We start from the raw sequence: 19,768 nt of genomic DNA on the forward strand, positions 1-19,768 counted from the left end.
CAGCAAAGAGGCAGCATCGGCTGCCTCTTTGCTTTTGTGCCGGACCATGACCGGTACCGCTGCATTCATTGGATTTACCCCACACCCCGTGAGGCTTCCACGCCATGCCACGGCCCGCGCGGCCGCCGCATGCGCGATACTGTGGCCTTCGCGCCATTGCGCCACGGCCCGACCTGAGCATCGATGCGTCAAGCCAATACCTCACCAGTCCAGTTGACCGCTGCCGCGACCGGCGCCTTGCCGCGCGCGCTGCTGCTGGCGATCTGCATCATCTATGGCCTGGTCGGCCTGTTCGGCCGCGACCCGTGGAAGAACGAGGACGCCGCCGGCTTTGGCGTGATGTGGCAGCTGGCCACCGGCAACCTGCACGACTGGCTGATGCCGAATATCGTCGGCCGCCCGTACAGCGAGGACGGCCCGCTGGTGTTCTGGATCGGCGCGCTGATGATTCGCGGCTTCGGCAGCTGGCTGGGCGCGGCAGACGCCGCGCGGCTGGCCACGGCACTGTTCTTCTTCGCGACCTGCGCCTGCATCTGGTACACGACCTACCTGCTGGGCCGGCGCGACGAGGTCCAGCCATTTGCCTATGCCTTCGGCGGCCAGCCCAACGCGCGCGATTACGGCCGCACGCTGGCCGACGGCGCGCTGCTGATCTTCCTGGCCTGCGTGGGCCTGGCCATGCGCGGGCACGAGACCACGCCGCAGGTCGGCCAGGTCGCCTTTATCGCACTGGCCCTGTACGGCATGGTGCGCAGCCTCGACAAGCCCATCCAGGGCAGCCTGGTCTATGGCGCCGCGCTGGGCGGGCTGGCGCTGGCCAGCGGGCCCATGCTGTCGCTGGCGCTGCTGGGCGGCAGCGCGGTCTGCGCGCTGGTGTGCAAGCCGCTGCCTTGGCGGCGCCTGGCCGCCATCGGCATTCCGCTGGCGCTGCTGATGGTGTCGGCCTGGCTGGCGGCCGCCTATTTCGGCGCGGCCGACCGCGACGAGGCGGTGACCTTCATCCGCGAATGGTCGCGCTATGACCGCCGCAGCTACGGCTCGCCCAATATGGCGACCTTCGGCTTCAACATGCGCAACCTGTTCCTGTACACGTGGCCGGTCTGGCCGATCGCGGGCTGGGCCTGGATCGCGTGGACCGGCATGCGCCGCGCGCCCCATGTGGCGGCGCCGCTGGCGCTGCTGCTGCCGGTGCTGGTGCTGCTGTTCCTGCAACGCAGCGCCGGCGACGTGCAGTTCATCCTGCTGCTGCCGCCGATGGCCGTGCTGGCCGCATTCGCGCTGCCCACGCTGGCGCGCGGCGTGATCAACGCGATCGACTGGTTCGCGCTGCTGTTCTTCACCATCTTCGGCGGCACAGTCTGGTTCATGTGGATCGCCAAGACCACCGGCTGGCCGCCGCGCATCGCTCGCAATGTCTTCCGCCAGCTGCCCGGCTACCAGCATGAGTTCACCATCGCCGCGGTGGTGTTCGCGCTGGCGGCCACGGTCGCGTGGGTGCTGATCGTGCGCTGGCGGCTGTCGCGCGCGCCCAAGCAGATCTGGCGCCCGGTGGTGATTTCCGCCGCCGGCACCACCCTGATGTGGGTCATGGCAATGACGCTGTGGCTGCCCTCGATCAACTACGGCAAGACCTACCGCGACGTGGCCCAGGCCGCGGCGATGGCGCTGCCCCCTGCCTACCAGTGCGTCCAGCCGATCCGCATGGGCGATGCGCAGCTGGCGTCGTTCGCCTATTTCGGCCATATCCGCTTTGGCGGCCCCAACGACGGCTGCGACGTGCTGCTGCGCCATGACTCGGTCGACTATGGCGAGCCCGGCAATATCTCGCATTTCGAGTGGCGGCTGACCTGGGAAGGCCGCCGCCCCGCGGACCGCGACGAGCGCTTCCGCATGTATCGGCTGGTCGATACCGCGCGCGCCGTCCATCCGCGCCCCGACCTGCCGCGGCGCCGCCTGCCGCGCCAGCCCTGAGCCCTTTCCGGCGTCACCACCACCGCAGCGCCTGTCGCGCCATCGAACCATTCCGGCCGCAGGCGGCTGCCGGGCTGACCATCCAGCCCTGACCAAGCCTGCCGAGCCCTGAATGACCCTGTTCCAAGACCTTCGCCGTATCGCCAGCCTGGCCGGCCCAGTGCTGGCCGGCCAGCTTGCCGTTATCGCCTTTGGCGTCATCGATACCGTGATGGCCGGGCGCGCCTCGGCGACCGACCTGGCCGCCGTGGGCCTGGGCGGCTCGATCTACGTCACCATCTATATCAGCCTGATGGGCGTATTGCAGGCGCTGTCGCCCATCGCCGGGCAGCTCTATGGCGCCGGCCGCATCGAGGCGATCGGCGCCGAGGTCAGGCAGGCCGCATGGCTGGGCGCCGCGCTTGCGATTCCGGGCGTGCTGCTGCTGGCCTTCCCGGCCCCGCTGCTCGCTTTCGCCAAGGCGCCGCCCGAACTGGTCGAGAAGGCCACCGCCTACCTGCATTTCGGCGCCTTCGGGCTGCCGGCGGCGCTGGGTTTCCGCATCTACTCGGCGCTGAACAATGCGCTGTCGCGTCCGATCATGGTGACGGTGCTGCAGATCGGCGGGCTGGCGCTGAAGGTGCCGCTCAATGCCTGGTTCATCCATGGCGGCCTGGGCGTGCCGGCCATGGGCGGCCCCGGCTGCGGCCTGGCCTCCACGCTGATCAGCTGGGCCTGGTGCATTGCCGGGCTGCTGATCCTGCGCTACGGCAGCGCCTATCACCCGCTGCGGATCTTCAGTACGTGGAGCTGGCCGGCCGCCGGCCCGCTGCGCGCGCTGCTGCGGCTGGGCTTGCCGATGGGCCTGACCTACCTGATCGAGATCACCTCGTTCACGCTGATGTCGATCTTCATCACGCGCCTGGGCACGGTGACGCTGGCCGGGCACCAGATCATCGCCAACCTGGGCGCGGTGGCCTACATGCTGCCGCTATCGCTGGGGATTGCCACTTCGACGCTGGTGGCACAGCATCTCGGCGCGCGCGACCTGGCCGGCGCCAGCCGCCTTGCCTGGCGCGGTATCCGCATGGCGGTGACGCTGGCGGTGCTGACCGGTGCCCTGCTGTGGCTGCTGCGCAAGCCGGTGCTGCATGCCTACGCGAGCGATCCCGCGGTGGTCGCGGCAGCGCTGCCGCTGGTGCTGTTCGTGGCGTTCTACCAGGCCTTCGACGCGGTGCAGGTGATGACGGCGTTTATCCTGCGCGCGTACAAGATCGCGCTGATTCCGACGCTGATCTACGCCGGCTCGCTGTGGGGCATCGGACTGGGCGGGGGATATGTGCTGGGCTTCGGGCTGATCGAGGGCATGCCCGCCTTCACGCGCGGCGCCAGCGGCTTCTGGCTCGCCAACAGCATCAGCCTGGCGATTGCAGGCGTGCTGCTGGTGCGGTATTTCAGCCGGGTCAGCAAGGATCCGGAAAACTGACTCTGCCACTGGCCGCCCGCAAGGGCGGCGGCCGCAATTTCAGTAGCCGGAAAAGAAAAACGCCCGCTTGCGCGGGCGTTCTAATTTGGCGGAGTGGACGGGACTCGAACCCGCGACCCCCGGCGTGACAGGCCGGTATTCTAACCGACTGAACTACCACTCCATAGTCGGCGCCGACTGGAGCCTTGGCTCCGGACGACTGGCTGGGCGTTTGATTACGCCCTGTTGTTTTGGCGTCCCCTAGGGGATTCGAACCCCTGTACTCACCGTGAAAGGGTGATGTCCTAGGCCTCTAGACGAAGGGGACAGAAACTTGTTTTACAACGCGTTTTCTGTCTTGCGCTGGAAAGTCTGCCATCATAGCAGGCTTTTTCGCGCCTGGGAAGCTTCTTTTCAGACGCTTCCCAAATTCTGGTGGAGCTAAGCGGGATCGAACCGCTGACCTCTTGCATGCCATGCAAGCGCTCTCCCAGCTGAGCTATAGCCCCGTATCCGGTACGGCTGGACGGTTACTGCTGGAACCACCTTCGCTGTCTGCCGCTTACCGCAGCATTTGCAGCGAAGACAGGATTATATAGCGAATTTCGCAACGAATGCAACATTTTTTATTGCGTTTGCAGCGATTAACGACATAATCCCTCACCCAAAGAAAAACCCGCATGGCGCAAACCATGCGGGTTTAGTTTTGGCGGAGTGGACGGGACTCGAACCCGCGACCCCCGGCGTGACAGGCCGGTATTCTAACCGACTGAACTACCACTCCTTAGTCGGCTGCCGTTTCAAGCTAATGCTTGAGACGACATGCTGGACGTCTGATTACGCCCTGCTGTTATGGCGTCCCCTAGGGGATTCGAACCCCTGTACTCACCGTGAAAGGGTGATGTCCTAGGCCTCTAGACGAAGGGGACAGAAACTTGTCTTTCAACACGTTCCGTCTGGCACCACCCGAAAATACCTGGATGACACCTAAATCTTGGTGGAGCTAAGCGGGATCGAACCGCTGACCTCTTGCATGCCATGCAAGCGCTCTCCCAGCTGAGCTATAGCCCCATGGTACTGCCATTTACTGCAACTTGCTGCGTTTTCGCCTGATTTAACTACCGTTTCAAGCGAAGCCAAGATTATATATCAACCACTAATCTTTGCAAGCTCCCGTTTCAGCTTTTTTCGCTTTCCCGTCACTTCAAAAATCAGTTCGGAGATCGCGAAGATCCTTGCGGATCCGCCAGCCCGCTTGGTCAGGGACCGCGCTGCAGGGAGAAAGAGATTATGCGCAAGTCCGGCCCGGAGCGCAAGCCCCCGGCGCGGACTTTTTCACGACTTTTTATGCAGCTGCCGCCAGGCGGCGCAGCACCGTGTCACGGCCGAACAGTTCCAGCACCGCATCAATGCCCGGCGTCTGCAGCTGGCCGGCTACCAGCAGGCGCACCGGCATGGCCAGCTTGGGCATCTTCAGGCCGAACTCGGCCAGCACCGCCTTGAAGGTGGCGCTGATGGCTTCGCGCTTCCATTCCGGCAGCGCGGCCAACTGGCTGGCCAGCGCTGTCAGCGCGGGCTGGATCTCCGGCGTCAGGTGCTCGGCCTTGAGCGCGGCATCCGCCTGCGGCTCGCCGCGATAGAACAGCAGCGCCGCCTGCGCGACTTCCTTCAGCGTATTGGCGCGGTCCTTCACCAGCGCCACCACGCCGGCCAGGTCCGCCCCTTCCACCTTGCCGCCGAGCGCCTCGATGAACGGCTGCGTCAGCGTGGCCAGGCGCTGGTTGTCGCCGGCCTTGATGTAGTGGTTGTTCAGCCAGGCCAGCTTCTCGGGGTTGTACTGGGCGGGCGACTTGCCCAGGTGCTCCAGGTCGAACCATTCAACGAACTGCTCGCGCGAGAAGATCTCGGCGTCGCCGTGGGCCCAGCCCAGGCGCGCCAGGTAGTTCAGCACGGCTTCGGGCAGGTAGCCCTCGTCGCGGTAGCCGGTCACGGCCATGGCGCCATGGCGCTTGCTCATCTTCTCGCCCTGCTCGTTGAGCACGGTCGGCAGGTGGGCGTAGACCGGCGGCGTGCCGCCCAGCGCGCGGATGATGTTGATCTGGCGCGGAGTGTTGTTGACGTGGTCGTCGCCGCGGATCACGTGCGTGATCTTCATGTCGAGGTCGTCCACCACCACGCAGAAGTTATAGGTGGGGGTGCCGTCCGGGCGCGCGATCACCAGGTCGTCGAGCTCGTCGTTGGAGATCTCGATGCGGCCCTTGACCGCGTCATCCCACACTACGCTGCTGCCGATCGGGTTCTTGAAGCGGATCACCGGATCGACGCCCGCCGGCGGCTCGGGCAGGACCTTGCCCGGCTCGGGACGCCAGAAGCCGTTGTAGCGCGGCTTCTCGCCGCGCTCGCGCTGGGCTTCGCGCAGGGCATCCAGCTCTTCGGTGCTCATGTAGCAGCGGTAGGCCAGGCCTGACTCGACCATCTGCGCGACCACCTCGCGATAGCGGTCCATGCGCTGCATCTGGTAGAACGGGCCCTCGTCGATATCCATCTCCAGCCAGGCCATGCTTTCCAGGATCACGTCGACCGCTTCCTGCGACGAACGCTCGACGTCGGTGTCTTCGATGCGCAGGATGAAGTCGCCCTGCATGCGGCGGGCGAAGGCCCAGGGATAGAGCGCGGAGCGGATATTGCCGAGGTGGATGAAACCGGTCGGGCTCGGCGCAAAGCGGGTGCGGACGCGTTGGGTCATGGTCAGGGGCAGAAACAAGAAAGCCCGCGCGCAGCGGCGCGCAGGCTGGTGTATGTGCAGGCCTTGCATTATACCAACGCGCATCCCTCGCCCCGCCCGGCGTGCCGGGGCAGCACGGAATCATTTATGCTTGCGCCGGTCTGAGGTGATGCCGGTGATTCAGGCAATGCGATGCCAGCCCCCATGGAGGAGCGCCCGCATCACATCCCCGTATCCGCCGGTCCCACCTGGTTACTGATCCCGCTTCATGCAACGACGTCATTTCCTCGGCATCTCCGCGGCCGCCCTGCTGGCGGGCTGCTCGTTCGGCCCGCGTCCCGCGCCGCCGGTCGCCACCACCCCGCCCGCGCCGCGGCCCGTCAAGATCGGCCTGGCGCTGGGCGGCGGCGCGGCGCGCGGCTTTGCCCATATCGGCGTGATCAAGGCGCTCGAAGCGCAAGGCATCCATGCCGACCTGGTCACTGGCACCAGCGCCGGCGCGGTCGTGGCGGCGCTTTACGCCAGCGGACTGAATGGCTTCCAGCTGAACAAGCTGGCCCTGACCATGGACGAGGCTGCCATCGCCGACTGGGCCCTGCCCTTTGGCACCCGCTTCGGCGGCTGGCTCAAGGGCGAGGCGCTGCAGAACTACATCAACCGGCTGGTGCAGAACCGGACGATCGAGGCCATGAAGCTGCCGCTGGGCATCGTCGCCACGGACCTCAAGAGCGGCGAGAAAATCCTGTTCCGCCGCGGCAACACGGGCCAGGCCGTGCGCGCGTCGAGCAGCGTGCCCGGCGTGTTCCAGCCGGTGTCGATCCAGGGGCACGACTATGTCGACGGTGGCCTGGTCGAGCCGGTGCCGGTGGATTCCGCGCGCAGCATGGGCGCGGACTTTGTCATCGCGGTCAATATCTCGGCCGACCCGTCGGCGCAGAAGAACGCCGGCCAGAGCGGCGTGCTGCTGCAGACCACCGCGATCATGGGCCAGTCGATCAACAAGATGGCACTGGCGCGCGCCGACGTGGTGATCCGCCCCGAGCTGCCCGATATGGGCGGCAGCGACTTCAACGCCCGCAACCGGGCCATACTGGCCGGCGAACAGGCCACCATGGCGGTGATGGCAGCGCTGCGGCAGCGGCTGGAGCAGGCCCGCCTGACACCGGCCGGAACGGTCGCAGCGCAATAACCCGGGAGGCCACGCCTCGCCAACGCAAAAAGGACTGCCGCAGCAGTCCTTTTTGCTTGAAGCGTGCCGAACCCTCAGCCGCCGTACATCGATGCGCGGACGACCTTGGGGTCGTAGCGCTTGAGCGTCTCGACCATGTCGCCGAGGCCATCGGCGCCGCCCTCCTTGCCATCCTCAATACGGCGGGCGCCGTTGTAGCGGGTCACCCAGTAAGACGCACGCATGTCGTCAACACGGATCTTGCTGCCCGTGGACGGGGCATGCACGAACTTGTTGTCGCCGATATAGATGCCGACGTGCGAGAAGGTCTGGCGCATGGTGTTGAAGAACACCAGGTCGCCCGGACGCAGGTCGCTGGCTGCCACGGTGGTGCCGACACGGCTGATTTCGACAGAGCGGCGCGGCAGCATGAAGCCGAAGGTGTCCTGGAATACGTAGCGGACGAAGCCGCTGCAGTCCAGGCCGGATTCGGGGCTGTTGCCGCCGAAGCGGTAACGCACGCCAATCAGGCCCAGCGCATTCATGACCAGGTCGCCAGCCTTGCTGGCAACGTTGCTGGTGGAATTCACCACCGACGACAGCAAGCCGCGCTTGCCTTCCGCATGCGAGTCCGCGGCCTGGGCCGTGGCATCGATACGGGCGTCGGCATCCTTGAATACCGTATCCGCCAGCACTCCATTCGACACAGTCGCACCGCAGGCAATGGCAATTCCGACGGCGGCACGCGCCAGGGAATGAAGTACCGATCGCTGCATTGGTTCTCCCGTTGATCGTTCCAAAGCAAGCCCCGGCACAAGTCCGGGGCGGGCTGGGTATTTGTGAAATTCGCGTGAACTTCGCGAGAAATTCTTGAGAACCTGCGGGGTGAACCCTATGCAACATCCGCACCAGGCTTACCGGGCCTGTCTTGCACCGCAAACGTGCCGTGCACGATCCAATGCGTCGGACGGACCACCCCCAAAACTAGTTCTCGCGGGATGGTAAAGGGTTGTCATTCACATGTCAAAGTTCGTTACAAATTCGCCAGATTTGACTGGCGAATCAACGATATAGGCGGGATTTCGCATCTTGTTTATCGGATTAGTCCGATCAACCGGATGCTAGCCAGGCGGGGCTGCGGCGTTGCTGCGCCGCACACTTCCGGCTCAGGCAGCGCCGACCTGCGCCGCCGCCATCAGCTTGCGCGTATAGGGGTGCTGGGGTGCGCCCAGCACCGCTTCGGTGTCGCCGGCCTCGACCACCTCCCCCGCCTTCATCACGAGAACCCGATGCGCCATGGCACGGATCACCGCCAGGTCATGGCTGATGAACAGGTAGGTGAGGTTGTACTTGTGCTGCAGCTGGGACAGCAGCGCCAGCACCTGCTGCTGGATCGACACGTCCAGCGCCGAGGTGGGCTCGTCCAGCACCAGGATCTGCGGCTTGAGGATCAGCACCCGGGCAATGGCGATGCGCTGCCGCTGCCCGCCCGAGAATTCATGCGGATAGCGGCCCAGCGCGGTGCGGTCCAGGCCGACCTCGCGCAGGGCTTCGATTACGCGCTGGCGCGTGCCCTCGTGCGACAGGCCGGGCTGGTGCAGCGCCAGGCCTTCGCCAACGATCTGCTCGATGGTCATGCGCGGCGCCAGCGAGCCGAACGGGTCCTGGAACACCACCTGCATGCGCGCGCGCAACTGGCGGCGATCGTCGCGCGTGGCGGTGTCGAAGCTGCGGCCCAGGAAATGGATGGTGCCGCCGCTCTTGCGCTGCAGCGCCAGCACGGTATGCGCCAGCGTGGTCTTGCCCGAACCGGACTCGCCGACGATGCCGACGGTCTCGCCCTCGCGCAGCTGGAAGTCCACGTCCTTGACCGCCGCGAACTGGTCCTTGCCGAACCAGCCGGCCAGCCCGCGGCGCTTGCGCGCGTAGTTGACGCTCAGCTTGCGCGCTTCCAGCAGCACCGGCGCCAGCGGCACCAGCGGCAGCACCTCGCGCCTGGGGCGGCTGTCGATCAGCTTGCGGGTGTAGGGGTGCTGGGGGGCGGCAAACACCTGCGCGGTCTCGCCGGTCTCGACCAGCACGCCCTTCTCCATCACGCCCACGCGCTGGGCAAAGGAACGCACCAGGTTGAGGTCATGGGTGATCAGCATCACCGCCATGCCGAACTCGGCCTGCAGGTCGCGCAGCAGGTCCATGATCTGGGCGCGGATGGTCACGTCCAGCGCCGTGGTCGGCTCGTCGGCCAGCAGCAGCTTGGGGCGGCAGGCCAGCGCCATGGCGATCATGGCGCGCTGGCGCTGGCCGCCCGAGAGCTGGTGCGGAAAGCTGTCGAAGCGGTGCGCGGCGTCGCTGATGCCGGTGCGCTCCAGCAGCGCGATGGCGCGCTCGCGCGCGGCGCGGCGGTCCAGGTCTTCGTGCAGCGCCAGTGTCTCGACGATCTGGTTGCCGATCGTATACAGCGGGTTGAGCGCGGTCATCGGCTCCTGGAAGATCATCGCGATGTCGGCGCCGCGGATGGCCCGCATCTCGCGATCGGACACGTCCAGCAGGTTCTTGCCCTCGAAGCGGATCGCGCCGTCGTAGTAGGCGTCTTCCACCAGCCGCAGCATCGCCAGCGCGGTCACGGTCTTGCCCGAGCCCGACTCGCCCACCAGCGCGTAGCGCTCGCCCGCGCGCAGGTCGAAGCTGACTTCGCGCACGGCACGGGTGGCATGCTCGCCGTGGCCGAAGGTAACGGAAAGCTTGTCGACGCACATCAGCGTGGAACCGGGCGCCGGCGCCGCGGCCGGCGCCACGGCCGGCTGGATCATGGGAGACACCGCGGTCATGGCGTGGCCTCCGGCGCTGCCCCGGTCGGCGCGCCGGCCGGGATCTTGGGCTCGACCCGGCCGCGCAGCGCCGCCAGGCCCAGGCGGGTATCGAAGGCATCGCGCAGCGCGTCGCCCATGAAGGTCAGCAGCAGCAGCGTGACCACCAGCACCGCGAAGGTCGACAGCGAGATCCACCACGCATCCAGGTTGGCCTTGCCCTGCGCCAACAGCTCGCCCAGGCTGGGCGTGGTGGGCGGCACGCCCATGCCGAGGAAGTCCAGGCTGGTCAGCGCCAGGATGGCGGCGCTCATGCGGAACGGCAGGAAGGTGATCACCGGGGTCAGGCTGTTGGGCAGGATATGGCGCCACATGATCTGCACGTTGGACAGGCCCAGCGCGCGCGCGGCCTTGACGTAGTCGAGCGAGCGGTTGCGGTAGAACTCGGCGCGCACGTAGTCGGACAGGCCCATCCAGCCGAACAGCGACAGCAGGATGATCAGCAGCGCCAGGCTGGGCTCGAAGATCGAGGCAAAGATGATCAGCAGGTACAGCTCCGGCATCGAGCTCCAGATCTCGATGGCGCGCTGCGAGAACAGGTCGAAGCGCCCGCCGAAGAAGCCCATCAGCGCCCCGGTCAGCGTGCCCACCAGCACCCCGATCACGGTCAGCGCCATGCCGAACAGCACCGACACGCGGAAGCCGTACAGCAGCCGGGCCAGGATGTCGCGGCCGCGGTCGTCGGTGCCCAGCCAGTTCTCTGCCGACGGCGGCGCCGGGTTGGGCTCCTTGGCAAAGTAGTTGAGCGAGTCGTACGAATAATGGTTCAGCGGGAACACCGCGAAGTTGCCGTTGGTGGTGATGCGGTCGCGGATATACGGATCGAGGTAGTCCGCGGGCGTGGCGAAATCGCCGTCGAAGGTGGTTTCCGGGTAGACCTTGACGATGGGGAAATACCATTCGCCCTTGTAGTGCACCACCAGCGGCCGGTTGCTGGACAGCAGCTCGGCGCCCAGGCTCAGCACGAAGATGACCACGAAGATCACCAGGCTCCAGTAGCCGCGCCGGTTGCGGCGAAAGCGCTGCCAGGCGCGCTGGCGCGGCGAGGGCGAATGCGGCAGCCCGTTGGGGGCCGCGTGCGTGAACAGTTTCATCGGTGCAAGCCCTCGAAATGGATGCGCGGGTCCACCAGCACGTAGCAGACATCGGAGATCAGGCGCGTGACCAGCCCGATCAGCGTGAACAGGTAGAGCGTGCCCAGCACCACCGGATAGTCGCGCCGCAGCACCGCTTCATAGGACAGCAGGCCCAGCCCGTCCAGCGAGAACAGCGTTTCGATCAGCAGCGAGCCGGTGAAGAAGGCGCCGATGAACGCGGCCGGGAAACCCGTCACCAGCGGGATCAGCGCGTTCCGGAACACGTGCTTCCACAGCACGCGGCGCTCGCCCAGGCCCTTGGCTCGCGCAGTCAGCACGTATTGCTTGCGGATTTCCTCGAGGAAGGCATTCTTGGTCAGCATGGTGACCACCGCGAAGCTGCCCACCACCGACGCCGTGATCGGCAGCACCAGGTGCCACAGGTAGTCCATCACCTTGCCCATCAGCGAGAGCTGCTCCCAGTTGTCGGAGGTCAGCCCGCGCAGCGGGAACCACTGCACGAAGGTGCCGCCGCCGAACAGCACCAGCAGCAGCACGCCCAGCACGAAGCCGGGGATGGCATAGCCCACCAGCACGATGATGCTGGTCACCACGTCAAAGCGGCTGCCCGCGCGGATGGCCTTGGAGATGCCCAGCGGCACCGATATCAGGTAGGTCAGGAAGAAGGTCCACAAACCCAGGCTGACCGACACCGGCAGCTTGGACTTGACCAGCTCCCACACGCTGCGGTGCTGGAAATAGCTCTGGCCCAGGTCGAACTGCGCAAAGCGCTTGAGCATCAGGAAGTAGCGCTCCAGCGGCGGCTTGTCGAAGCCGTACAGGGCCTGGATCTCCTTGATCTTCTCAGGGTCGACGCCGCGCCGCCCGCGGTATTCGGCGCCGCCGCCGCTGGCTTCGCCGGCGCCGCCCCGCCCTTTCAGTTCCATCATCATCTGCTCGACCGGGCCACCCGGCACGAACTGGATCACCACGAAGGTCAGCGTGATGACCCCGACCAGCGTCGGGATCATCAACAGCATGCGCTTGAGCAGGTAGGCAAGCATCGGCCGGTCCTCTTCCTTGTCTTGGTCGCGGCGGGGCGCGTCAGCGCGCCTGCGGCTGCAGGTCCGTGCGCCACCAGTGGCTCAGGATCCAGCCTTCGGCCGTGTAGTAATACGGAAGGCGCTCCGGGTAGGCCAGCGTCTTGCGGTATGACACCCGATGCGATGCGCTGTACCAGTTCGGCACGATGTAGTAGCCATGCATCAGCACCCGGTCCAGCGCCCGCCCGGCGGTGACCAGCTCCTGCCGGGTATGGGAGTGCAGCACGTTATCCACCAGCTTGTCGACCACGGGCGACTTCAGCCCGAACAGGTTGTCCGAGCCCGGCGTGCCGGCCGCCTCGCTGGAGAAGCGGTCGCGCAGCTCGTTGCCGGGGCTTTGCGAGTCGGGGAAGCGGATCGACACCATGTCGAAGTCGAAATCCTCCAGCCGCTTCTGGTACAACGCAAAGTCCGTGGTGCGCTGGTTCACCTGGATGCCGAGCTTCTCCAGGTTGCGCACATAGGTGGTGATGACGCGGCTCATGGCGCCGCCGTCGTCGAGGAACTCGAACACCAGCGTCTCGCCCTTGGCGTTGCGCAGCGCGCCATCCGTATAGGTCCAGCCGGCCTGGGCCAGCAGGCGCCGGGCCTCGCGCAGGTTGTCGCGCAGCGAACGCGGCGCCGCAGTGCTGGGCTGGACCACGTCCGGGCCGAACACCTCTGGCGGCAATTCCGCGCGCAGCGGCTCAAGCAGCGCAAGCTCGCCCGGGCCGGGCCGGCCGTCGAAGGTGGCGCTGGCGGCCAGCTCGCTGTTAGAAAACCAGCTGTCCAGCCGCTTGTAGGCGCCGTAGAACAACTGCCGGTTCAGCCATTCGAAGTCCAGCGCAAGGATCAGGGCCTGGCGCACGCGCACGTCCTGGAACACCGGCTTGCGCATATTCATCACGAAGCCCTGCATGCCGGCGCCGTTGCGGTGCGGAAAGTCGGTCTTCAGCAGCTCGCCGTTGCGAAAGCGGGTGCCCTGGTAGCTCTTGGCCCAGTTCTTGGCCTTGTATTCGATGATGGCGTCGAACTCCCCTGCCTTGAAGGCCTCGAGCTTGGCGGTCTCGTCCTTGTACAGGCGGTAGACCACGCGCGCGAAATTGAAGGTGCCGCGGCGCACCGCGAGATCCTTGCCCCAGTACTTCGGGTCGCGCTGGAAGATAATGCCGCGGCCGGCGTCATAGCGCTCGATCAGGTAGGGGCCGCTGGTGACCGGCGGCTCGAAGGTCAGCTTCTCGAACGGGACCTTGGCCGTCCATTTCTTCGAGAACACCGGCAGCGAGCCGACGATCAGCGGCAGCTCGCGGTTGCGCTGCTTGAAATCAAAGCGCACCGTGCGCTCGCCGGTGACGATCACCGTCTTCACATCAGTACACATGCTGCGGTAGCCCGGGCTCGAGGCCTTGCTCATCAGCATGTCATAAGAATATTTGACATCCGACGCCAGCACCGGGTCGCCATTGGAGAAGCGCGCCTGTGGCCGGATGGTGAACGTGACCGACAGCTCATCCGGCGCCACCGTGACGTCCTCGGCGAGCAAGCCATAGGCGCTGGCGCTCTCGTCGGCGCTGCTGATCAGCAGCGACTCGAACATCAGCGCGTTCAGGCCGGGCGCCGACGTGCCCTTCAGCGTGAACGGATTGAACTTGTCGAAACTGGTGCGCCGGTCCGGATTGGCGAGTGTCAGCGTGCCGCCGGCGGGTGCATTGGGATTGGCATAGTCGAAATGCCGGAAATCCGCCTGGTACTTCAGGTCCCCGTGCAGCGCGAAGCCATGCGCCGCCAGCGCCGGACTGGAAAAGAGAGAGACCCCCGCCGCCAGCACCATCGCCAGCCCGCTTGCGACCCAACCGCGCAGTACCGCATCCCGCCGGAAGCACTGCCATGCCGCCTGAAGCGGCCAACGTGCTTGAATAGGCATCCCGTTGGATTCCTTCACTATGACCTGTGGGGCCCGGCATTCTGCGGCCGGGCCAAGTATGAGACAATTTTACATGCGTCCGGGGTGGCGCCAGCCATCCGGACATTCCCTCTGCGCGGCGCAATAAAAACGGCCGCAGGACAGCAAAGGCACGCGCACGGCCGCACGGCGGACGCACGAAACGTGCCTGATACACCACCTTGGAGAACTTATGGGATTTCTGGCAGGTAAGCGGATCCTGATCACCGGCTTGCTCTCTAACCGGTCGATCGCCTATGGCATCGCATCGGCGTGCAAACGCGAAGGCGCCGAGCTGGCCTTCACCTATGTCGGCGAACGGTTCAAGGACCGGATCAGCGACTTTGCCAAGGAATTCGGCACCGACCTGGTGTTCGAGTGCGACGTCGGCAGCGACGAGCAGATCGCCGCGACCTTCGCGGCGCTGGGCCAGCGCTGGGAAAAATTCGACGGCCTGGTGCACTCGATCGGCTTCGCGCCGCGCGATGCCATCGCCGGTGATTTCCTGGAAGGCCTGTCGCGCGAAGGTTTCCGCATCGCCCATGACATTTCCGCCTACAGCTTCCCGGCGCTGGCCAAGGCCGCGCTGCCGCTGCTGTCGGACAAGGCCTCGCTGCTGACGCTGACCTACCTTGGCGCCGAGCGCGTGGTCCCCAACTACAACACCATGGGCCTGGCCAAGGCCTCGCTGGAAGCCAGCGTGCGCTACCTGGCCTCGTCGGTCGGCCCGCGCGGCATCCGCGCCAACGGCATCTCGGCCGGCCCGATCAAGACCCTGGCCGCCTCGGGCATCAAGGGCTTCGGCAAGCTGCTCGGCCACTTCGAGCAGGCCGCGCCGCTGCGCCGCAACGTCACCATCGAAGAAGTCGGCAACGTGGCCGCCTTCCTGCTGTCCGACCTGGCCAGCGGCGTGACCGGTGAGATCACCTATGTCGACGGCGGCTTCAACGTGGTCGGCGCAAGCGTCGCGGACGCGGAGTAAGCCCGGCCCGCCAGCGGGCCGCAGATGAAAGAGGGGTGCCCGATGTGGCACCCCTTTTTTTGTTCCTTGCGGACCTGTGCGCGCACCAGGTCCGCCTGCATCACGCCTGCGCCGCGGCGGGCGCGCCCTGCCGGCCCATGCTCAGCATCGACCACGCATAGACCACCAGGCCGCCCAGCGCCAGCAGCAGGCCCACCCAACCGGTTGACTCCCAGCCATAGCCGGCGGCGATGGTCACCCCGCCCAGCCACGCACCGAGCGCGTTGGCCATATTGAAGGCCGAGTGGTTGAGGGCCGCGGCGAGCGTCTGCGCGTCGCCGGCGACATCCATCAGCCGGATCTGCAAGGCCGGGCCCAGTGCCACCGTGGTGCCCACCAGCAGCACATTGACGGCACCCAGCCAGGGATGCGACGCGGTAAAGGTGAAGGCGCCCAGCACCAGCGCCGCCCACACCAGCACGCCGCCGATGGTCGGCATCAATGCCTTGTCGGCCAGCTTCGCGCCGGCAAGGTTGCCCGCCACCGTGCCAACGCCGAACAAGGCCAGCACCACCGGGATGCCCGCCGCCGGCATATGCGCCAGCTCCAGCATGGTCGGCTTGATATAGCTGAACACCGAGAACATGCCGCCAAAGCCGATCGCGCCGATGCCCAGCGTCAGCCACACCTGCTTGTGCCTGAGTGCCGTCAGTTCGCGCAGCGGGCTGGCACGCCGGTCGGCCGGCACGAATGGCACCCAGCGCCATACCAGCAGCGCCGTCAGCGCGCCGAGGGCACCGACGATCAGGAAGGCCGAGCGCCAGCCCAGCCAGGTGCCGACCGTGGCGGCGATCGGCACGCCCACCAGCGTGGCGGTGGTCAGGCCCAGCATCACCAGCCCCACCGCCTGCGCGCGCCGCTCACGCGGGACCAGGCTGGCGGCCACCAGCGACGCCACGCCGAAGTAAGTGCCATGCGGAAAGCCCGTGAGCAGGCGCGCCACCATCATCGACAGATAGGAAGGCGCCAGCGCGCTGGCGATATTGCCGGCGGCAAACACCGCCATCAGCGCGATCAGCAGGTTGCGCCGCGGCCAGCGCGCGCCCAGCACCGCCAGCAGCGGCGCGCCGATGACCACGCCCAGCGCATAGGCGCTGATCAGGTGGCCGGCTTGCGGGATGGAGATGGCGAGGTCGCTGGCGGCATCGGGCAGCAAACCCATGATGACGAACTCGCCGGTGCCGATGCCGAAGCTGCCGACGCCAAGCGCCAGCAGCGGCAGGCGGCCGGATGAGTTGTTATCGCGGGAAGAAAGGGAACCGTCAGCGCCGCGGACGGGATCCGCGGCGGATTGTGCATGTGGGGCGGCCATGTACAGGATTGCAGGATGTTCAACAAAATGCCGCCCGCTGACGGGCGAGGTCAGTGCCCTCGCCTCTGATCGATCCAGCGTGCTCCTGTGCGGCGCGCAGGCTGTATTGTGCGGCAAAACCGCAAATCTTGCCCGCGCCGGCCCGGCTCAGCCTTGCAGCTGGTAGCGTTCCAGCCAGTGCGCATAGGGCGCCGGCAGCACCCACGACGGCTTCTGCACCTGCAGGCGCTTCGCGGCGTGATAGGGCCAGTGCGGATTGGCCAACAGCGCGCGGCCGACCATCACCAGGTCCATCTGCCCATCTGCCACCGCACGGTCCGCAAGCTGCGGATCGTCGATGCCCCACGAGGAAGCAACCGGCAGCCGGGCCTCGCTGCGCACGCGGCCGGCAATCGGCGCAAGGAACGCTGGCGCCCAGGGGATCTTCGCATCCGGCGTGGAGAAGCCGACGCTGACGTTGAGCAGGTCCAGCCCGCCCTCGCGCATGGCGCGCGCCAGCTCGATCGATTCCGCCAGCGTCTGCTCGTCGTGGCCGTCGAATTCGATCACGCCAAAACGCGCGGTCAGCGGCAGGTGTTGGGGCCATACCTCGCGCACCGCGGCCAGCGTCTCCAGCAGGAAGCGGCTGCGGCCGGCCGCATCGCCGCCGTACGCGTCATTGCGCTGGTTGGCGTGGCGCGAGAAGAAACTCTGCGCCAGGTAGCCGTGGGCGAAATGCAGTTCGAGCCATTCGAAGCCCGCTTCGCGCGCCCGGCGCGCCGCGTCGACAAAGTCGCGCTGAACCCGGGCAATATCATCAAGGGTCATGGCTTTGGGCACCTTGGGCAGGTGCGCGCCAAAGGCCACCGCCGACGGCGACAGCGTGTCCCAGCCGCGCGGGTCGCCTTCGGCGATATGGTCGTCCCCTTCCCAGGGCCGGTTGGCGCTGGCCTTGCGCCCGGCATGCGCGATCTGGATGCCCGGCACCGCGCCGCCTGCCTTGATCGCCGCAGCGATGCGGGCCATGCCGGCCATCTGCGCATCGTTCCACAGGCCGGTGCACCCCGGCGTGATGCGGCCATCGGCGGACACGGCGGTTGCTTCTACGATAACCAGGCCGGCGCCGCCGCGCGCCAGGCCGGTGTAGTGGGCCAGGTGCCAGTCATTGGTCAGGCCGTCGACGGCGCTGTACTGGCACATTGGCGGGATCGCGATGCGGTTGCGCAGCGTGACATCTTTCAGTTCGAACGGGGTAAAAAGGGCGGACATGCTCTTGGATTCCTGCATTGCGGAGGTTTGCATGACCGCTATGCTAGGCCCGAGCCACTATAATGAAAACCACACATCAATTATGACAGCGATAAATATTCATTATGGTGCATCCTCAGTGGCTCCGCTCGTTCGCCACGCTCGCCGAACTGGGCAACTTCACCCGCACGGCTGACCAGCTCGGGCTGACGCAGGCCGCCGTCAGCCAGCATGTGCGCCATCTGGAGAGCAAGTTCGGGCCGCTGCTGATCCGCCGCCCGCGCGCGCTCGAACTGACGCCCGCCGGCAACGCGCTGCTGGATTACTGCCGGGAACTGGACAAGGCCGACGAGCGGCTGCGCACCCGCCTGTCGGATGCGGATGGCACCAACGGCGAGGTCTCGCTGATCACGCCGGGCAGCATCGGGCTGTACCTGTACCCGGTGCTGCTGGCGTTTCAGCAGGCCAACCGCGGCGTGGTCGTGCGTCATCGCTTCGCACCGGACCAGGAGGTGGTGGAAGCGGTGCTGCAGAACCGCTATGAGCTGGGCCTGGTCACGTTGCCGCCAGACGATGCGCGCCTGGCGGCCAGCCCCTTCACCTCGGAGTCCCTGGAACTGGTGGTGCCGGCACAGGAGACCGTCCACACGTGGGAGGACCTGGCACGCATCGGCTTTGTCGACCACCCCGACGGGCAGGCGATGGCGAGCCGGCTGCTCAGCCGGCGCTTTCCCGCCAACCCCGGCGTGGGCAGCCTGCCGTGCCGCGGCTTCTGCAATCACATCGGGCTGATCCTGGAACCGGTGGCGCGCGGGCTGGGCTTCACGGTGATCCCGCGCTACGCGCACCAGGCTTTCGCCCGCGCGGACGCAGTCAGGGTGGTCGATTGCGGGGCGCCGGTGGTCGACACGCTGTGGCTGATCCACCGGTCGGAATGGCCGCTGTCAGCCCGCGCGACGCGGGTCCTCGACCATCTACAGCAACATGTGTGGGGTTGCGCGACGACGCCTTTCCCCGCGCCGGCCTGACTGGCCAGCGTTGCGTTTGCTTACCTGGTCACGTGAACCAGCCGGTGCCACCAGTACCGAAGCGAATGCTTCGCTATGCCGAACACCGGCTTGTGGTGGATGCCCACCCGGATGATGTAGCCGTAGAGCCCGACCAACACGGCCAGGAACACAAGGGACCAGATGATCCCTGCGCTGTCGGTCTCAGTCATTTCTTCTTCTTGGCGACCTCATCGTGCCCGCGAACCTGGACCGTGCTGAAGGGTGAGGCCGGCGCGGATGGCTTCTTCGGTTGCTTGGGTTTCTTGGCTTCGCGGCTGCTGCGTAGTTGACTCTTGGCCATGATGGGCTCCTGAATGGCTTGCCTGGAGATAATGGCAACCTCAGCATACGCGCTAAATCGCCGGCAAAAGAAATATCTTTCGCGAAGAACGCGGCCATGCGCTGCAGCAGGCCGCGGGGACAGATGCCCAGCTTGCGGGAAACAGGTGCATACTAGGGCCGGCAGCACCGGCTGGCGCCAGCAAGCCCAACATGCACGGCGTACCGTGACCGGACAGGAGTCTGCAATGGCACTGAACTTCCCCAATCCCAGCCGCAGCTACGATGCGGCGCGGCACTGCGTTTGCTTCTGGGGCTACGACAACGCGCGCGAAGTGGCATTCCAGGTCACTGACGATATCCTTCTGCGCCTGAGCCACCAGGGTGCCGCGGAAGAATCCGCCCTTCTCGCCACCTTCGACCATCATCGGGACCAGATCCTGCAATTGGCCAGGGACCTCTACAACCCCGGGGAACGTACCACCTACACGATTTCCTGAGCGGAGCCGGAAACGCAGCGGGGGGGGGGGGGGGGGGGGGGGGGGGGGGGGGGGGGGGGGGGGGGGGGGGGGGGGGGGGGGGGGGGGGGGGGGGGGGGGGGGGGG

The 19,768-nt window shown here is 66.4% G+C and carries 16 protein-coding genes and 6 tRNA genes; 6 read left to right on the forward strand and 16 right to left on the reverse strand.

Annotated elements, in window-relative coordinates; all coding sequences use genetic code 11:
* Window positions 1-183: 183 nt before the first annotated feature.
* Together ACW4E8_RS14400 and ACW4E8_RS14405 are read left to right on the forward strand one after the other, a co-directional pair.
* A complete protein-coding gene (locus ACW4E8_RS14400) occupies window positions 184-1,971 on the forward strand; it encodes an ArnT family glycosyltransferase (RefSeq protein WP_456805105.1) in 1,788 nt (595 codons plus the stop codon).
* Window positions 1,972-2,083: 112 nt separating this feature from the next.
* Window positions 2,084-3,436 carry an MATE family efflux transporter gene (locus ACW4E8_RS14405; RefSeq protein ID WP_456805106.1) on the forward strand — a complete coding sequence of 451 codons (1,353 nt, stop codon included), beginning with the start codon at window positions 2,084-2,086 and terminating at the stop codon, window positions 3,434-3,436.
* An 86-nt stretch (window positions 3,437-3,522) separates the two neighbouring features.
* On the opposite strand, the gene ACW4E8_RS14410 is transcribed toward ACW4E8_RS14405, so the two are convergent.
* The 7 genes from ACW4E8_RS14410 to gltX form a co-directional block, all read right to left on the reverse strand.
* Window positions 3,523-3,599: transfer RNA gene (locus ACW4E8_RS14410), tRNA-Asp, on the reverse strand.
* Window positions 3,600-3,667: 68 nt separating this feature from the next.
* Window positions 3,668-3,743, reverse strand: a tRNA-Glu gene (locus tag ACW4E8_RS14415).
* Between the two features lie 105 nt (window positions 3,744-3,848).
* Window positions 3,849-3,924, reverse strand: a tRNA-Ala gene (locus tag ACW4E8_RS14420).
* Between the two features lie 198 nt (window positions 3,925-4,122).
* Window positions 4,123-4,199, reverse strand: a tRNA-Asp gene (locus ACW4E8_RS14425).
* A 69-nt stretch (window positions 4,200-4,268) separates the two neighbouring features.
* Window positions 4,269-4,344 (reverse strand) — tRNA-Glu (locus tag ACW4E8_RS14430).
* Window positions 4,345-4,410: 66 nt separating this feature from the next.
* A tRNA-Ala gene (locus tag ACW4E8_RS14435) sits at window positions 4,411-4,486 on the reverse strand.
* Between the two features lie 274 nt (window positions 4,487-4,760).
* Window positions 4,761-6,161, reverse strand: a complete 1,401-nt coding sequence (gltX, locus tag ACW4E8_RS14440) for a glutamate--tRNA ligase (RefSeq protein ID WP_456805107.1) — start codon at window positions 6,159-6,161, stop codon at window positions 4,761-4,763.
* Between the two features lie 247 nt (window positions 6,162-6,408).
* Between gltX and ACW4E8_RS14445 the strand changes: the two genes are divergently transcribed.
* A complete protein-coding gene (locus tag ACW4E8_RS14445; protein ID WP_456805108.1) occupies window positions 6,409-7,329 on the forward strand; it encodes a patatin-like phospholipase family protein in 921 nt (306 codons plus the stop codon).
* Between the two features lie 74 nt (window positions 7,330-7,403).
* On the opposite strand, the gene ACW4E8_RS14450 is transcribed toward ACW4E8_RS14445, so the two are convergent.
* The 5 genes from ACW4E8_RS14450 to ACW4E8_RS14470 all read right to left on the reverse strand — a co-directional run bounded on the left by ACW4E8_RS14450 (window position 7,404) and on the right by ACW4E8_RS14470 (window position 14,257).
* Window positions 7,404-8,084 (reverse strand): C40 family peptidase, encoded by a 681-nt coding sequence (locus ACW4E8_RS14450; RefSeq protein WP_456805109.1) that lies wholly within the window; start codon window positions 8,082-8,084, stop codon window positions 7,404-7,406.
* 390 nt (window positions 8,085-8,474) lie between these two features.
* Window positions 8,475-10,136 (reverse strand): ABC transporter ATP-binding protein, encoded by a 1,662-nt coding sequence (locus ACW4E8_RS14455; RefSeq protein WP_456805110.1) that lies wholly within the window; start codon window positions 10,134-10,136, stop codon window positions 8,475-8,477.
* Window positions 10,133-11,269 (reverse strand): ABC transporter permease, encoded by a 1,137-nt coding sequence (locus tag ACW4E8_RS14460; RefSeq protein WP_013957256.1) that lies wholly within the window; start codon window positions 11,267-11,269, stop codon window positions 10,133-10,135. The genes ACW4E8_RS14455 and ACW4E8_RS14460 overlap by 4 nt, the downstream gene beginning before the upstream one ends.
* The gene (locus tag ACW4E8_RS14465; RefSeq protein WP_456805111.1) at window positions 11,266-12,315 is read right to left on the reverse strand and encodes a microcin C ABC transporter permease YejB; all 1,050 of its coding nucleotides are present in this window, start codon (window positions 12,313-12,315) and stop codon (window positions 11,266-11,268) included. The genes ACW4E8_RS14460 and ACW4E8_RS14465 overlap by 4 nt, the downstream gene beginning before the upstream one ends.
* Window positions 12,316-12,355: 40 nt before the next feature.
* Window positions 12,356-14,257: an extracellular solute-binding protein gene (locus tag ACW4E8_RS14470; protein ID WP_456805112.1), complete on the reverse strand. Its 1,902-nt coding sequence runs from the start codon at window positions 14,255-14,257 to the stop codon at window positions 12,356-12,358.
* A gap of 211 nt (window positions 14,258-14,468) precedes the next feature.
* Here ACW4E8_RS14470 and fabI point away from each other — a divergent pair, with 211 nt between their 5' ends.
* Entirely contained in the window at window positions 14,469-15,257 is a 789-nt protein-coding gene (gene fabI / locus ACW4E8_RS14475) for an enoyl-ACP reductase FabI (protein WP_456805113.1), read from the forward strand.
* A 100-nt stretch (window positions 15,258-15,357) separates the two neighbouring features.
* On the opposite strand, the gene ACW4E8_RS14480 is transcribed toward fabI, so the two are convergent.
* Both ACW4E8_RS14480 and ACW4E8_RS14485 read right to left on the reverse strand, forming a co-directional pair.
* A complete protein-coding gene (locus tag ACW4E8_RS14480) occupies window positions 15,358-16,608 on the reverse strand; it encodes an MFS transporter (protein ID WP_456805114.1) in 1,251 nt (416 codons plus the stop codon).
* 147 nt (window positions 16,609-16,755) lie between these two features.
* A complete protein-coding gene (locus ACW4E8_RS14485; protein WP_456805115.1) occupies window positions 16,756-17,856 on the reverse strand; it encodes an NADH:flavin oxidoreductase/NADH oxidase in 1,101 nt (366 codons plus the stop codon).
* A gap of 104 nt (window positions 17,857-17,960) precedes the next feature.
* Here ACW4E8_RS14485 and ACW4E8_RS14490 point away from each other — a divergent pair, with 104 nt between their 5' ends.
* Window positions 17,961-18,863, forward strand: a complete 903-nt coding sequence (locus tag ACW4E8_RS14490) for a LysR family transcriptional regulator (protein ID WP_456805116.1) — start codon at window positions 17,961-17,963, stop codon at window positions 18,861-18,863.
* 20 nt (window positions 18,864-18,883) lie between these two features.
* Here ACW4E8_RS14490 and ACW4E8_RS14495 read toward each other — a convergent pair whose 3' ends face one another.
* On the reverse strand, window positions 18,884-19,054 hold the full coding sequence (locus ACW4E8_RS14495; protein ID WP_456805117.1) for a hypothetical protein: 171 nt from the start codon (window positions 19,052-19,054) through the stop codon (window positions 18,884-18,886).
* Window positions 19,051-19,185, reverse strand: a complete 135-nt coding sequence (locus ACW4E8_RS14500; RefSeq protein ID WP_456805118.1) for a hypothetical protein — start codon at window positions 19,183-19,185, stop codon at window positions 19,051-19,053. Before ACW4E8_RS14500 ends, ACW4E8_RS14495 begins: the two co-directional genes overlap by 4 nt.
* Window positions 19,186-19,411: 226 nt before the next feature.
* On the opposite strand from ACW4E8_RS14500, the gene ACW4E8_RS14505 reads away from it, so the two are divergent.
* On the forward strand, window positions 19,412-19,663 hold the full coding sequence (locus ACW4E8_RS14505; protein WP_018309283.1) for a DUF1488 family protein: 252 nt from the start codon (window positions 19,412-19,414) through the stop codon (window positions 19,661-19,663).
* Window positions 19,664-19,768 lie beyond the last annotated feature (105 nt).

The organism is Cupriavidus sp. CP313, from assembly GCF_054072015.1.